Source organism: Rhizobacter sp. Root1238 (genome assembly GCF_001425825.1).
Classification (GTDB): Bacteria; Pseudomonadota; Gammaproteobacteria; order Burkholderiales; family Burkholderiaceae_C; genus Rhizobacter.
In genome coordinates, this window is record NZ_LMDM01000005.1 from 31,924 (window position 1) to 46,659 (window position 14,736).

At 65.1% G+C, this 14,736-nt stretch carries 11 protein-coding genes; 5 read left to right on the forward strand and 6 right to left on the reverse strand.

Annotated features, from left to right (window positions below; all coding sequences use genetic code 11):
• Nucleotides 1-99: 99 nt before the first annotated feature.
• The 6 genes from ASC98_RS05610 to cadR form a co-directional block, all read right to left on the reverse strand.
• The gene (locus ASC98_RS05610; RefSeq protein WP_056812898.1) at nt 100-447 is read right to left on the reverse strand and encodes a copper-binding protein; all 348 of its coding nucleotides are present in this window, start codon (nt 445-447) and stop codon (nt 100-102) included.
• Nucleotides 448-531: 84 nt separating this feature from the next.
• Nucleotides 532-3,678, reverse strand: a complete 3,147-nt coding sequence (locus ASC98_RS05615) for an efflux RND transporter permease subunit (protein WP_056812895.1) — start codon at nt 3,676-3,678, stop codon at nt 532-534.
• Nucleotides 3,675-5,339, reverse strand: coding sequence for an efflux RND transporter periplasmic adaptor subunit (locus ASC98_RS05620; RefSeq protein WP_056812892.1), 1,665 nt, complete (start codon nt 5,337-5,339; stop codon nt 3,675-3,677). Before ASC98_RS05620 ends, ASC98_RS05615 begins: the two co-directional genes overlap by 4 nt.
• Nucleotides 5,340-5,358: 19 nt before the next feature.
• Nucleotides 5,359-6,558 (reverse strand): TolC family protein, encoded by a 1,200-nt coding sequence (locus tag ASC98_RS05625; RefSeq protein ID WP_235581183.1) that lies wholly within the window; start codon nt 6,556-6,558, stop codon nt 5,359-5,361.
• Nucleotides 6,559-6,774: 216 nt separating this feature from the next.
• Nucleotides 6,775-7,179, reverse strand: coding sequence for a hypothetical protein (locus tag ASC98_RS05630; protein ID WP_157597769.1), 405 nt, complete (start codon nt 7,177-7,179; stop codon nt 6,775-6,777).
• A 153-nt stretch (nt 7,180-7,332) separates the two neighbouring features.
• Nucleotides 7,333-7,785: a Cd(II)/Pb(II)-responsive transcriptional regulator gene (gene cadR / locus ASC98_RS05635; protein ID WP_056812882.1), complete on the reverse strand. Its 453-nt coding sequence runs from the start codon at nt 7,783-7,785 to the stop codon at nt 7,333-7,335.
• 83 nt (nt 7,786-7,868) lie between these two features.
• Here cadR and ASC98_RS05640 point away from each other — a divergent pair, with 83 nt between their 5' ends.
• The 5 genes from ASC98_RS05640 (at nt 7,869) to soxC (ending at nt 14,721) form a co-directional block, all read left to right on the forward strand.
• On the forward strand, nt 7,869-10,400 hold the full coding sequence (locus ASC98_RS05640; RefSeq protein ID WP_157597770.1) for a heavy metal translocating P-type ATPase: 2,532 nt from the start codon (nt 7,869-7,871) through the stop codon (nt 10,398-10,400).
• A gap of 55 nt (nt 10,401-10,455) precedes the next feature.
• A complete protein-coding gene (locus ASC98_RS05645) occupies nt 10,456-12,390 on the forward strand; it encodes a cytochrome c/FTR1 family iron permease (protein ID WP_056819727.1) in 1,935 nt (644 codons plus the stop codon).
• A 289-nt stretch (nt 12,391-12,679) separates the two neighbouring features.
• A complete protein-coding gene (locus ASC98_RS05650; RefSeq protein WP_056812961.1) occupies nt 12,680-13,009 on the forward strand; it encodes a helix-turn-helix transcriptional regulator in 330 nt (109 codons plus the stop codon).
• Between the two features lie 27 nt (nt 13,010-13,036).
• Nucleotides 13,037-13,531 carry an arsenate reductase ArsC gene (locus ASC98_RS05655; RefSeq protein ID WP_056819730.1) on the forward strand — a complete coding sequence of 165 codons (495 nt, stop codon included), beginning with the start codon at nt 13,037-13,039 and terminating at the stop codon, nt 13,529-13,531.
• Nucleotides 13,532-13,533: 2 nt separating this feature from the next.
• On the forward strand, nt 13,534-14,721 hold the full coding sequence (gene soxC / locus ASC98_RS05660; RefSeq protein ID WP_082541708.1) for a sulfite dehydrogenase: 1,188 nt from the start codon (nt 13,534-13,536) through the stop codon (nt 14,719-14,721).
• Nucleotides 14,722-14,736 lie beyond the last annotated feature (15 nt).

Sequence of the window (14,736 nt, forward strand, 5' to 3'; positions counted from 1 at the left end):
CGGCCGGGAATTCGGAGGCCGGAATGCGGCCGGTGCCGGGGTGCGCTCCACGGGCGGTGATCACCCGCCACAAAGACGAAAGCGTGGCCAAAGTTTCGCCTACTTGACGGACGTCACGACATAGCCCTTGCTGCCCTGAGCGAACTCGAAGTCCACCTTCTTGCCGATGGTGAGTTTGTCGAACAGCATCTTGTCCTTGACCTGGAAGCCCATCGTCATGGCCGGCCAGTTCATGGTCTTGACCGGTTCGTGCGCCAAGGTGACCACGCCGGCCTGGACGTCAACCTTCTTGACGACGCCAGTGGCCATATGTGTCACCTGAGCGCTCGGGGCTGCTGCCTTCGGTGCGCCCATGCCTTTCATGTCGTCCATCTTCTGCTGCGCGAATGCAGCGGATCCCGTCAGCATGGTGGCGAGAATGATGGGGGTGGTGGCAACTTTGATCATTGAAAACTCCTGGTGAGAGCGGTTGAGGGAAATCGGTGACCCGACGGAAGACGTCACGTCCGCCGGGTGGGTTGGGCGAATCGTTCAGGGCGCCGGGTCTGCCGCTTTGCGTTCACGCGCGCGCCGCATCAGCAGGTACGCGGCCGGGATCACGAACATCGACAGCAGCGGCGCGGTGATCATCCCGCCCACCATCGGCGCGGCGATGCGCTGCATGACTTCGGAGCCGGTGCCGTTGCCCGTCATGATCGGCAACAGGCCGGCGAGGATGACCGCGACCGTCATCGCCTTCGGCCGCACGCGCAGCACCGCGCCTTCGCGGATCGCGTCGAGCAGGTCGGCCGTGCTCGTCTGGCCGGCGTCGACGCGATCCTGCCAGGCGTGCTGGAGGTACAGCAGCATGATGACGCCGAACTCGGCCGACACGCCGGCCAGCGCAATGAAGCCCACCGCCCCGGCCACGGACAGGTTGTAGCTGAGCAGGTACAGCAGCCAGATGCCGCCCACCAGCGCGAACGGCAGTGCCGCCATGATCAGCAGCGCCTCGTCGAAGCGCCTGAACGTGAGGTACAGCAGCACGAAGATGATCAGCAACGTGAACGGCACGACGATCTTCAGCTTGGCCGTGGCGCGTTCGAGGAACTCGAACTGGCCCGACCAGGAGATCGAGTAGCCCGGCGGCAATTTCAGCTCCTTCATCACGGCGCGCTGCATGTCCTGCACGGCACCGCTCAGGTCGCGCCCGCGGATGTCGACGTAGACCCAGCCCGACAGCCGCGCGTTCTCGCTGCGCAGCATCGGCGGGCCGTCGGTGATCCGGATGTCGGCCACATCGGACAGCAGCAGCCGGGCGCCGCGTTCGCTGACGATCGGCAGCGTGCGCAGTTTGTCCAGCGAGTCGCGCAGCTCGCGCGGGTAGCGCACATTGATCGGGAAGCGCTGCAGGCCCTCGACGGTCTCGCCGATGTTTTCGCCTCCCACGGCCGACGAGATGACGGATTGCACGTCCGAGATGTTCATGCCGAAGCGCGCCGCGTCGTCGCGCCGGATGTTGACGTCGACATAGCGACCGCCCGTGAGCCGCTCGGCCAACGCGCTGGTGACACCGGGCACGTCCTTCAGCACGCGCTCGATCTCGCCGGTCAGCCGGTCGATCGTCGCCAGGTCGGTGCCCGCCACCTTCACGCCCACCGGGCTCTTGATGCCGGTGGCCAGCATGTCGATGCGGTTGCGGATCGGTGGCACCCAGATGTTCGAGAGACCGGGGACGCGCACGATGCGGTCCAGCTCCTCGACCAGCTTGTCCTGCGTCATGCCGGCACGCCACTGGTCGCGCGGCTTGAACTGGATCGTCGTCTCGAACATCTCGAGCGGCGCCGGGTCGGTGGCGGTCTCGGCGCGGCCTGCCTTGCCGTGGACGCTGACGACTTCGGGGACGGTCTTGATCAACCGGTCGGTCTGCTGCAGCAGCTCGGCCGCCTTGCCGGCTGACAGGCCCGGCAGCGCCGAGGGCATGTACAGCAGGTCGCCTTCGTCCAGCCGCGGCATGAACTCGCCACCGATGTGCTGCAGCGGCCACAGGCTGATGACGAGCACGATGGCGGCGCCCGCGATCGTGAGCCTGGGCCGGCGCAGCACCACGTCGAGCAAGGGCCTGTACACCGCGATCAGCAGGCGGTTCAGCGGGTTGCTCTGCTCGTCGGGAATCTTGCCGCGGATCAGGTAGCCCATCAGCACCGGGATCAAGGTCACCGAGAGGCCGGCGGCGGCCGCCATCGCATAGGTCTTGGTGAAGGCGAGCGGCGCGAAGAGCCGCCCCTCCTGGGCCTCCAGCGTGAACACCGGAATGAACGACAGCGTGATGATGAGCAGCGAGAAGAACAGCGCCGGACCCACCTCCGCCGCGGATTCGGCGATCACCCGCCAATGCTCATCGCCCCGCAAGGACTGGCCGGGGTGCTGGTGCCGCCAGTGCTCGATGTGCTTGTGCGCGTTCTCGATCATCACGACCGCCGCATCCACCATCGCGCCGATCGCGATCGCGATGCCGCCGAGCGACATGATGTTGGCGTTGACGCCCTGGTAGTGCATCACGATGAACGCGGCCAGGATGCCCAGGGGCAGCGAGACGATCGCGACGAAGGCCGAGCGCAGGTGAAAGAGGAAGATGAAGCACACCACGGCGACGACGACAAATTCTTCGATCAGCTTGTGCGTGAGGTTCTCGACGGCGCGCTCGATCAGGCTTGAACGGTCGTAGGTCGGGACGATTTCGACGCCCTGGGGCAGGCTGGCCTGCAGCGCCTTGAGCTTGTCCTTGACCGCGGCGATCGTCTCCAGCGCGTTCTTGCCCGAGCGCATCACGATCACGCCGCCGACGGCTTCGCCTTCACCGTCGAGTTCGCCGATGCCGCGGCGCATGTCGGGGCCGACCTGGATGCGCGCGACGTCGCCCAGGCGCACCGACACGCCGGCCTGCGAGGTGGTCAACGGGATCTTGCGGAAGTCGTCCAGCCCTTGCAGGTAACCGGAGGCGCGCACCATGTACTCGGCTTCGCCGAGTTCGAGCACCGATCCGCCGGTCTCCTGGTTGGCCTTCTGGATCGCGTCGACGATCCTGGTGTGCGGGATGCCGTAGGCCGCCAGCTTGTCCGGGTCGAGCACGACCTGGTACTGCCGCACCATGCCGCCGACCGAGGCGACCTCGGCCACGTTGGGCACGGTCTTCAGTTCGTACTTCAGGAACCAGTCCTGCAGCGCGCGCAGCTGGCCGGCGTCCTGGGTGCCGCCGCGGTCGACCAGCGCGTACTGGTAGATCCAGCCGACGCCGGTCGCATCCGGTCCGAGCGATGCCTTGGCCTGTGGGGGCAGGCGCGACTGAACCTGGTTCAGGTACTCGAGCACCCGGGACCGCGCCCAGTAGGGATCGGTACCGTCCTCGAACAGGACATGGACGAACGAGTCGCCGAAGAACGAGTAGCCGCGCACCGTCTTCGCGCCGGGCACCGACAACATCGTCGTCGTCAGCGGGTACGTGACCTGGTTCTCGACGATGCGCGGTGCCTGGCCGGGATAGGTCGTGCGGATGATGACCTGCACGTCCGACAGGTCCGGCAGCGCGTCCAGCGGCGTCTTCGTCACCGCGTGGATGCCCCATGCGGCGACCATCAGTGTCGCGAGCAGCACCAGGAAGCGGTTCGCGATGGACCAGCGGATGAGCCTGGCGATCATGGCTTGCTCCCCGCCTGTGTCGGCGCTTTCGCAGCCTTGGGTTCGGACGCGAGGGGGGTCACCGTCGTCAATTGCGGTAAGCCTTCAGAGTCGATGAAGAATTCGAAGCTGACGCGATCGCCTGCCTCGACGTTGCGAGGCACGCCACCAGGAGGCACCTTGAAGTCCATCGTCATCGGTCCCCACTTCATGCTCTCGATCGGGCCATGTGACAAGGTCAACGCGTCCTTGCCGATGCTCTCGACCTTGGCCTCGGCCCTGTGCCTGGGAGCACTCGCCGCCGCTGCAGCAGCGCTCGCAGCGGGGCTGGCTGGCGCGCCGTTCAAGCGCGACTCGATCCCTCGGAGACTCGCCTCGGAGTCGATCAGGAACTGCGACGACACGACCACCCGTTGACCCGCCTGCAAGCCGCGCTTGATCTCGGTCTGGCCACCACTCTCGATGCCCGCCTCGACGTCGACCGGTCGGAAGCGGCCGTTCTCCTCTGCCAGCATCACGACCGTGCGCTTGCCGGTCTGGATCACCGCCTCGGTGGGCACCAGCAGGCTCTTCTCCGGGCGCATGTCCATGAACTGCATCTGCACGAACATGCCAGGCACCAGGCGGCTCTTCGGGTTCGCGAGTTCCATGCGTGCCTTCAGCGTGCGGGTCGAGGCATTCACCTCTGGCAGGATGGCCTGCACCTTGCCTTCGAAGCTTTCACCCGGTGCCGCGGGGCTCCTGGCCGTCACCTTGGCGCCGATGCGCAGCAGCGCCGATTGGCTTTCAGGGACTTCGGCGTTCGCCCACACGCTCGACAAGCCGTTGATGCGGAACAGCGTCGTGCCGGCCACCACCGTCATGCCTTCCCGCGCCATCAACTCGACGACCACGCCATCGATGGGGGCTGCCAGCGTGGTGCGCGGCTGCGTCGTGCCGGTTCTCTCGACCAGGCGGATCTGCTCGTCGCTCATGCCGACCTGGCGCATGCGCTGGCGTGCGCCATCGATCAGCGGCGCCAGCTCCGTGCCCTGCATCCGCCGCACCGACAGGTATTCCTCCTGCGCTGCAATCCAGTCCGGCACGTACAGCTCGGCTAGCGGCTGCCCCTTGCCGACGCGATCGAGCGTCGCCCGGACATGCAGTCTCTCGACATACCCGGTCGCCCGCGCCTGCACGATCACTTGGTCGCGCTCGTTGAAGGCGATGCTCCCGACCGCGGAGACCTGCGGTGACAGCAGGCCCTCGACGACCTGGGCCGTGCGCACCCCAAGGTTCTGTTGGACACGCGGGCTGACGGTGACTTTGCCCTGGTCGCTGTCGCTGTCCGAGTACACCGGCGACATCATCATGTCCATGAACGGCGACTTGCCCGGCTTGTCGAACTTACTGGCCGGCACCATGGGGTCGTGGTAGTAGAGGATCTTCTTGCCCGTCATCGGGTCGGTGTCGCCGGCCTTCAGGCCGGCCTGCATGTGGCGCCGGGTTGCTTCTTCGCCTTCAGCCGCGCTGGGAGGACCGCCCGAGACGGTGCCTCCCGTGGAGCCAGTCGAGGCCGGAGAAGTCGCCTCACCGGCGCTCATGCCCATGCCGCGCTGCATGCCGAGCACGTAGAGGCCGTAGCCGCCGGCGCCGAAGAGCGCAGCCATCGCGAGAGAGATCAAAAGGGGTCTGGTTTTCATGGCGTGCTTCTTCGGATGTTCAGCGTGATGCAGGCGTGGTTGCGGCGTCATGGGCGGCCGGGATGAGGTAGTTCAACTGCGCCCACAGGCGTGCCGTGTCCATCTCGATGCGCAGCCGATCGATGCGCGTGTCGATCTCGTTGCGGCGCGCTTCCAGCACGGCGGCCAGCGAGCCCGTGCTGCCGCGGTAGGCAGCGACAGCGGCGCGCGTTCGTTCGGTGGCCAACGGGAGGATGGCGCTGTCGTAGCGGGTCAGCCGCTCGCGGTTGCCTTGCCATTCCTGCCACATGGCCAGCAACTCGGCCACGTGCATGCGTGTGGCTTCCTCGCGCTCGGCGCGCACCTGCTCCAGTGCGGCCAGCCTGGCCGCGACTTCGCGGTCCTGGCGGTTCTTCTGGTCCCACTGGAGGGGAATCGCCAGGTTCACCGACACCATGTTCGAGTAGCCTGGCCCGCGCTGGCTGTACATCAGCTCGACACTCGCATCGGTCTTCCTGTTGGCGCGGGCGACGTCGACCTCGGCCTGGGCCACTTCCTCACGCTTGGCCATGACCGCGATGTCGGGGTGGTGCGCGAGGCGCGTCTCGAGTTCGTCCGGATGGAAGCTCACCGTCTCCATCGCCGGTGCCGCGGACAAGGGATCGGTGGCCGCGGCGCCGATCCAGCGCGCGAGCTGTGTCTTGGCCGTGGCGACCTGCCGCTCACTTTGGGCGATGCGGTCTTCGATGAGCGCGACGGCCGCGCGGGCGGCGAACACGTCGGCCTGGGCGCCGCGACCGCCACGATAGGCAGCGTCGGCTGCATCGATCTGCAGTCTGGCCTCGTCGCGCTGGCTGACGAGCACCTGGCGCATGCGCTCCTGATGGAAGCGATCCAGCCACGCCACCGCCGTGTCGCGCTGGAGGGTGGTCAGGGCGAGCGCGCGGTTCGCCTCGGCCACTTCAGCCTCGCGCTCGAAGCGGGCTGCCCGGGCATTCAGCTTGCTGCCTCGCGTGAGCTCCTGCATGACGCCGATGGAGCGCATCGTCATGAAGTCGCGGGTCGTGCTGAACGCGTCCGGTCCGTTGATCGGCAGGTTGTTGATGCCGGCCTTCAGCGTGGGGTCCGGACGCTGCCCGGCGGCGACCGCCATCTGGCGGGCGGCATCGGCGGCGGCGTCCTGAGCCGGCAACTGCCGGGATCGGTCGCGAGCCAGCTGCAGCGCGGTGTCCAGGGTCAAGACGCCTTCAGCACGCGCGGGAAGCGCCGCGAGGCCAAGGGCGAAAGCAACTGATGCGCCGACGAGCTGGCGCCAGACGGACGAGGTCCGTAGGGGTGGGACAAGAAACATGAGATCTCCGAGCGAACGACGTGGGGTCGAAGCTGCGCTCGGTGGCGAGCGCAGCCTGCGGCCGAGCCGACGACGAGTCAGCTCAGCGCGCGCAGCGGCAGGAGATCAAATGCGGAAACAGCAGTGCCGAATCGCGATGGGCGGTGCCGTGGTGCGCCGCAGGAACGGCGGCTGCTCGGCGACCGGTTGCGGCGAGGCAAGGAGCGGTTCCAGCGGAAAGAGGATGGTCGAAATGAGAACGACCGCGGGTGTGACCGTGGGCGCCTGGGGCTTGTCGAGCGACGACTTGCCGTCTACGCAATGCGCATGACATAGGGCAGGGTTGCCGGCGTCGGGCTGATCACATCCAGGCATCGCAGCCATCGACGGCGCATCGACGACCATGCTGTCCAGGTCGCCACCGCTTGGCAACCCGGGACAGGTGTACGACGCCACTGCCGCCTGCATAAACAGCATGCTGAACAGCGCGATGAGCGCCGTCAGGATGCGGTTCTTGCGGGACAGTTTCATGGTCATAGTCTAAGTCGAGGGAGTCGATCCGGTCTTACGCCATCGGAATGCAGTTGCATCACAACCAAGGACCGAGATCTTCGCGAACTCTAAACGTTACCCCCGTGGGAATGTCAAGCAGAGGTGAACGCCATCGCCCGCATCAGTCCTCCGTCAGTGCTCGTGAACCGATCGCAGGTGGCTGCGTTCTCTGGACATTCCGCACAGGTCCCGAGATGCCTCGGAGATTCCAGCCAAGATACCGCATTGGTCGACGGTCCGCTCCGTGCCGCAGCGTTGGCGAAGTTCGATGAGCTGGGATTCGAGCTGCCGAAGCTCACTGATCCGGGTCGAGACATGCTGGATGTGCTGGTCCAACAATGCGTTCACGTCCGAGCATGCCGCGCTGGGGGTGTCTTTCACCAGGAGCAATGCTCGGACTTCGTTCAGGGACATGTCCAGTCCTCGGCAGTAGCGAATGAGTTGGAGACGCTCGAGGTGCTCGTGCTCATACTGCCGGAAATTGCCCTGAGAGCGAGGCGGTGCAGGCAGCAAACCCTCTCGCTCGTAGAAGCGTATGGTTTCGACAGCGGTCGAGGACGACGCAGCCAACTCGCCGATCTTCATGGACAGCCTCCTGAAATGCCTACGTGCAGTTTAAGGTCTCGCCGCTTGACTCTGTAGTCACTTCAGGGTTTCAAATCCTGCTCATGAGCAGAAATGATCCGGTGAGCGTTGTCCCGAACCCTGAACCCCAGCCCATCAGCGCTTCGAGCGGTTCCAGCTGCTGCGGTTCCCATGCCACCGTGGACGTGCCGCCGCCGACGCTGCGCCTCCATGTCCCGGAGATGGATTGTCCAAACGAAGCACGCCCCATCCAGGCAGCGATTGAACGCGTCCCCGGTGTGACCGGGGTGACGTTCGACCTGGCCAAGGGAACCCTGGCCGTCCAGGCGCCCGAATCCATCTGGGATCAGGTGATCGCGGCCGTCCGGGGATTGGGCTTTGCCACGCAGCCGTTCACTGGCAGCGCGCCGAAAAGCGCAGCGGCGCCGTTGCCGCCCGTCGACGCCTGCTGCAGCCCGGTCTTGGCCGCTCCGGCAACGGCCGTGGCCCGGGAACCGGCCGAGATCGCGGGTGGGCTGTTGCTGCGCATCCCGCAGATGGACTGCCCCACGGAAGAAGGACAGATCCGGCGCGCGCTGGAACGGTTTCCCCAGGTGGGCCGCCTGCAGTTCAACCTACCTGGGCGGACGTTGAGCCTGGAGGTGCCGTCGGCGTCGCAGGAGCCCGTCATCGCGGCAATCCAGGCGCTTGGATTCACCACCGAGACGCTGTCCGCTCCACCGGCCGTTGCGGAGACCGCCAAAGCGCAGCGGACCGAGTTCATCAGACTCATCGCGGCGCTTGTGATTGCCACCGCCGCGGAGGGTGTCAACTACTTTGCGCCGGAGACATCCTTCTGGAAGCTGGCGGGAATGGGCGTTGCAGCGCTTGCCATTGCGCTGTCCGGACTGATGGTCTTCAGGAAGGGCTTGTCGGCGTTGCTGCGTGGGCAGCTGAACATCAACGCGCTGATGAGCGTCGCTGTCATCGGGGCGTTCGTCATCGGGCAGTGGCCGGAAGCGGCGATGGTGATGGCCTTGTACTCGCTGGCCGAGCTTATCGAGGCGCGCTCGGTCGACCGGGCACGCAACGCGATCGCAGGCCTGCTCGCGTTATCGCCGCCTCAGGCCGAGATTAGGCAAGCAGACGGGACCTGGTTGACCACACCCGCCAACTCGGTGAATGTTGGAGCGGTTGCGCGGGTCAAGCCCGGTGAGCGATTCGCCCTGGACGGTCGGGTGACCACCGGCCAAGGTGCGGTGGACCAATCGCCCGTCACCGGCGAAAGCATCCCGGTGGACAAGGGGCCGGGCGATACCGTGTTCGCTGGAACCATCAACCAGAGCGGCTCGCTGGAGTTCGAGGTGACGAGCGATGCCACTGACACCGTCCTGGCTCGCATCATCCACGCCGTGGAGGAAGCACAGGGGCAACGGGCGCCGACTCAGCGGCTCGTCGACCGCTTCGCCGCGGTCTACACGCCGGGTGTGTTCCTCCTCGCGCTTGCGGTCGCCATCGGCACACCAATGCTCCTCGGCTGGGCCTGGATGGATGCCGTCTACAAGGCGCTGGTTCTGCTCGTCATCGCTTGCCCCTGCGCACTGGTCATCTCGACGCCGGTGACCGTGGTGAGTGGGCTGGCAGCCGCGGCGCGCCGCGGCATCCTGATCAAGGGCGGTGTGTACCTGGAGCAGGCACGCAAGCTGACGGTTCTGTGTCTGGACAAGACAGGCACGTTGACCGAAGGCAAGCCCAAACTTGTTGCCCATGTCATCGTGGCCAAAGAGGTGGTCGAAGAGCGTGTCGTGCGCATCGCCCGAAGCCTTGCTGCGCGCTCCGACCACCCGGTTTCCAAGGCGGTCGCGGCTGGCCTGAGCGGGTCGACCTCGGACGTGCTCGACTTCGGTGCGGAACTCGGCAAGGGGGTGCACGGGACAGTCGACGGGCAGCGCTATGTACTGGGCAACCATCGATGGATCCATGAGCGAGGCCAGTGCTCGCCGGAGCTTGAGGCCCTCATGCAAGATCACGAATCCCGCGGCAGGACGCTGTCGGTGCTGGCCAGTGACAGTGGCGCGTTGGCGCTCTTCGCGGTCGCCGACACGACCAAGGAAAGCAGCAAGCAGGCCGTGGCAGAACTGAAAGCGCTGGGTGTGCGGCCCATCATGCTCACTGGCGACAACCCGTCCACGGCGCAGGCCATCGCCAAGGAGCTTGGCATCGAAGACGTTCGCGCGGGGCTGCTGCCCCAGGACAAGCAGAAGGTGGTCGAAGCGCTCAAGAACGACGGCGAGCAGGTCGGCATGGTGGGCGACGGCGTCAACGACAGTCCGTCCCTGGCGGCCGCGGAGATCGGTTTCTCGATGGGTGCGGCCGGAACTGACACTGCCAAGGAGGCAGCCGACGTCCTCATCATGAACGATGACCTGCGCAAGGTGCCCGAGTCGATCCGCCTGTCCAAGCGGACCTACGCCATCCTCTGGCAGAACATCGCCATCGCGCTGGGCATCAAGGTTGTTTTCTTCGGCTGGGCAGTCTTCGGCAGTGCGTCCATGTGGATGGCTGTGTTTGCCGACATGGGCGCCAGCCTGCTGGTGGTGTTCAATGGCCTGCGTCTGCTGAAAACCCCTCGCTGAAACCACCCAAGGTCCGCTGCTCTGCGCGGGCCTTGTTTTTTATCCAGAATCAAGAATGAGTCTCACTATCTTCATCCGGCGCTTCGCCTCGACCCTTCTGTTGGGCTTCGTGGTGGCCTTCCTGCCGTCCGCCCATGCCAGCGAAGCGGACGTGAAACGCGTCTGGCAGATCCTCGACTACCTCGCGGTCGATTACGCCGGTGCGGTCAAGGACGGGAAGGTGGTCTCGGAGTCCGAGTACGCGGAGATGACCGAGTTCGCACGGACCGCGCGCACGAAGATTTCCACGCTCGATGCCAAGCCCCCGCAGGCCGAACTCGTGACTCAGGCTACGCAGCTCGAAGCCGCGATCAAGGCAAAGGCAGATCCTGCAGATGTGGCGGCGCGAGCGAAGTCGCTCGGTGCGCATTTGCTCGCGGCCTATCCGGTTCCGCTGTCGCCGACGAGCATTCCCGATGTCCAAGTCGGCGGCAAGTTGTACGCCGCCAATTGCGCGAGCTGTCATGGCGCCACAGGCAACGGTGATGGGCCGGTCGGGAAGGCGCTGGATCCTCCGCCCATCGCATTCACGGACAAGGAACGTGCTCGCCAGCGCAGCGTCTTCGCGCTGTACCAGGCCGTGACCCAGGGGATTCCGGGCACGTCCATGCCGGCGTTTGGCCAGCTGTCCGACCAGGAGCGTTGGGCGCTTGCGATCTACGCGGGGTCGTTCTCCCATGACAGGCAGCAGGTTGAACAGGGCGAGAAGCTCTGGTCCGCGGGAGGCAAGGTCGCAGCCGAGGTGAGCAGCGTCGAGCACTTCGTCAGCCTCACCGAGGACGACTTGGGCCGGGCTCTGGGCGCGAGTGATGCCGGCGCTGTCATGGCGTATCTGCATTTGCAGCCGCAGGCGCTCTCGAAAGCAAGCTCGAGCAGCCTGGCGTTGGCCCGTGAGCGCCTGCATGAAAGCCTGCTCGCCTACCAGGGTGGAGACGCCAAGAAGGCCCAGGACTTGGCGTTGTCCTCCTACCTCGATGGTGTCGAGCCGTATGAGCAGGCACTGGCAGCCCGCGACAGCGCGCTGAAGGACAGCATCGAAGTCCAGATGGGCCGCTACCGCTCATTGCTGGCCGGCGCAGGATCGCAGGACGAAACCAAGGCAGCCGCCGCATCCATCGAGCAGCTGTTCATCAACGCCGACAAGGCGCTAGCAGCCTCCCAGGCCGATTCGACTGCTGCCTTCTTCGGCAGCTTGACCATCCTCCTTCGCGAAGGCATCGAGGCGCTGCTGGTCGTGATCGCCATGATCGCGTTTCTGCGCAAGGCGGAACGCCCGGACGCGTTGGCATACGTCCATGCAGGTTGGATCGCTGCTTTGGCGGCCGGAGGCGTGACGTGGGTCGCAGCCACCTACCTGGTGACCATCAGTGGCGCCAACCGCGAGGTGACCGAAGGCCTGTCCAGCCTGTTCGCGGCGGCGGTTCTGCTGAGCGTGGGCGTCTGGATGCATCAGAAGAGCGTCGCAGGTCAGTGGCAGGCCTACCTGCGGGAGCGGATGTCTGCGGCACTGAACCGCAAGTCCGCGTTCTTCATGTTCGGACTGGCCTTCGTGGCGGTGTACCGCGAAGTGTTCGAGACCATCCTTTTCTACGCAGCGCTGTGGGGGCAAGGGAACAACGGGGCGATCCTCGCAGGCTTGGCCGCTGGTGTGGCCTGCCTGGTGCTCGTCACGGTGGTGATGCTGCGATTCAGCGCGAAGATGCCCATCGGGAAGTTCTTCTCAGCGAGTTCGTGGCTGGTGGCCGTCCTGGCGGTTGTCCTGACCGGCAAGGGGATCGCCGCGTTGCAGGAGGCAGGATGGATTGCGCCTAGTGGGCTGTCTGCGCCGAGGTTCGAGCTACTAGGGATCTATCCGTCTGCCGTCGGGCTGCTGGCCCAAGCCGCGGTGCTGGCGCTGATCTTGGGTATGTTCATTGGGAACGGACGTGCTGCGCGAGTGCGCGGGGGATGATGTCCTGGGGAAATCAGGCTTGATGCCCTTCAAGCGCCGATCGAATCTCGCGCTTTGATCGGTGGGCACAGCTAACGTACTTGGCTACTTGGGAGTCGCACTTTTGAGCGAGGCCCGGCCGGCCGCTTCAGGCTAGCTGCAGACAGTCGACGACATAGCGCCAACGGCAGCAACCGCAGCATTTCCGTCGCTCGGCCCGCAAGTTGCGTCGACTCCGGTGTTTTCCCTGCAGGAGGGTTGCCTTGATCATCGACTTGCATTTATTCATTAATTCCAATAAAGTAGAATGATGGAAGAAAATGAAGTGATCAAAGCGCTATCTGCCTTGGCGCAGCCATTGCGACTGCGTGTTTTCCGGGCGCTGGTCATCGTTGGCGAGACTGGGCTCACTCCTGGCGCAATCCAGGAAGCACTTGGGGTTCCTGCCGCAACTCTGTCCTTCCACTTGAAGGAGTTGGTCAATGCCGGGCTGGTGTCGCAAGAGCGGGCGAGTCGCAATCTGATCTACCGCGCGAACTACGGCGAGATGAATTCGCTCCTGACCTATCTCACTGAGAACTGCTGCCAGGGCGTCGCCTGTGCGGTTGAAGGTGCCACTTCTGGCACGTGCGCCTGCTGAGCAGCTTCCACCAAACCGGGCAAGACCATGACCTCCAAGATCTACAACGTGCTGTTCATCTGCACAGGTAACTCTGCGCGCTCGATCATTGCTGAGGGCCTGCTGAACAGCCTGGGCGTAGGACGCTTCAAGGCTTACTCAGCGGGAAGTCACCCAACGGGCGTCGTGAACCCCTTGGCGTTGAGGGCACTGGCCCAACTGCGCATACCCAGTGACGGATTCCGAAGCAAGAACTGGAGTGAGTTCGCAGCGCCCGGTGTGGTCCCGATGGACTTCGTGTTTACCGTCTGCGACAACGCAGCCGGCGAGGTCTGCCCCGTCTGGCCGGGCCAACCCGTGACGGCGCACTGGGGCGTGCCGGACCCGGCGGCAGCCATCGGCGCCGAGGATGCCAAGTTGCAAGCCTTCAAGGACGTGACTGTCACCCTGAAGCGCCGTATTGAGCTGATGTTGGCATTGCCCTTGACGTCGCTCGATGCCATGGCCATCCAGCGCGAGGTTCGAAACATCGGAGCCCGCTGAACATGAACCGTCGCGGACTCCTCGCGGGAATCTTGGCTGCACCTGCATCGGTGACATCAGCGCATGGCCAGGACGAGCGAGCTTTGGGCGAGGGACGGCGAGCATACGGGGAACGCGCGGTTGCAGTGCGCTCGCAGCGCTACTTCGCGTCCAGCATCACACCAGGGACCGGCGCCAGTCGAACGCCGTTGCAGGACACGCACGGGATCATCACGCCGTCGGCGCTGCACTTTGAGCGCCACCATTCGGGTGTGCCGGACATCGACGCCGATCGGCACGCGATCATGATCCATGGCCTCACGCATCGGGCTCTGAGCTTCAGCGTGGCAGACCTGCGCCGACTGCCTTCGGTATCGCGCATCCACTTCATCGAATGCGCTGGGAACAGTGGTCGTGAGCACAAAGGGAATCCAGGGGAGACTGCTCAGAAGAGCCACGGCCTCGTGAGCTGCAGTGAGTGGACGGGCGTCCTGCTCAGCACCTTGCTGACTGAAGCGGGAGTGCATTCCGAGGCTCGTTGGGTAGTCGCAGAAGGTGCCGATGCAGGGCGTCATTCGCGCAGCATTCCGCTTGAGAAGGCCATGACTGATGTGCTCGTGGCGTATGCGCAGAACGGTGAACCGATTCGGCCAGAACAGGGGTACCCGGTCCGGCTGGTCGTCCCGGGCTGGGAAGGCAACGTGAACGTCAAGTGGCTGCAGCGATTGCAGCTGGCCACTACGCCAGCGATGTCCCGCGACGAGGCGGCAAGCTACACAGACCTGATGCCCGACGGTCGTGCGCGGCAGTTCAGCTTCGAGATGGACGTGAAATCTGTGATCCTGCGGCCCAGTGGTGGGCAACGTCTGTCAGGGCCAGGCTTTCACGAGATATCCGGCCTTGCTTGGTCCGGCCGAGGCAAGGTGGCGAAGGTCGAAGTTTCCGCTGATGGCGGGCTATCTTGGCGCCTGGCGACGCTGCAGCAACCGGTGCTCGACAGATCGCTCACGCGCTTTACCGCGCCGTGGCAATGGGACGGCGGAGGTGCTCATCTTCTGTCTCGTGCGACAGATGAAACGGGCGATCGCCAGCCTGCGCGGGACGAGGTGATCGCAGTGCGCGGGATGAACGAAGGGCCGGACGGGTTCAATCACTACAACGGCATCAAGGCTTGGCATGTCTTGCCCGGTGGCGAGGTGTCCCATGTCTAGGAGGCGCGCCGCCGT

Bases quoted from the DNA above. Each gene is read 5' to 3' on its own strand.
- ASC98_RS05650 (WP_056812961.1), top strand. From the start codon at position 12,680: ATGGAAGAAAATGAAGTGATCAAAGCGCTATCTGCCTTGGCGCAGCCA.
- ASC98_RS05610 (WP_056812898.1), bottom strand. From the start codon at position 447: ATGATCAAAGTTGCCACCACCCCCATCATTCTCGCCACCATGCTGACG.
- soxC (WP_082541708.1), top strand. From the start codon at position 13,534: ATGAACCGTCGCGGACTCCTCGCGGGAATCTTGGCTGCACCTGCATCG.
- ASC98_RS05655 (WP_056819730.1), top strand. From the start codon at position 13,037: ATGACCTCCAAGATCTACAACGTGCTGTTCATCTGCACAGGTAACTCT.
- ASC98_RS05640 (WP_157597770.1), top strand. From the start codon at position 7,869: ATGAGCAGAAATGATCCGGTGAGCGTTGTCCCGAACCCTGAACCCCAG.
- ASC98_RS05645 (WP_056819727.1), top strand. From the start codon at position 10,456: ATGAGTCTCACTATCTTCATCCGGCGCTTCGCCTCGACCCTTCTGTTG.
- ASC98_RS05615 (WP_056812895.1), bottom strand. From the start codon at position 3,678: ATGATCGCCAGGCTCATCCGCTGGTCCATCGCGAACCGCTTCCTGGTG.
- ASC98_RS05630 (WP_157597769.1), bottom strand. From the start codon at position 7,179: ATGAAACTGTCCCGCAAGAACCGCATCCTGACGGCGCTCATCGCGCTG.
- cadR (WP_056812882.1), bottom strand. From the start codon at position 7,785: ATGAAGATCGGCGAGTTGGCTGCGTCGTCCTCGACCGCTGTCGAAACC.
- ASC98_RS05620 (WP_056812892.1), bottom strand. From the start codon at position 5,339: ATGAAAACCAGACCCCTTTTGATCTCTCTCGCGATGGCTGCGCTCTTC.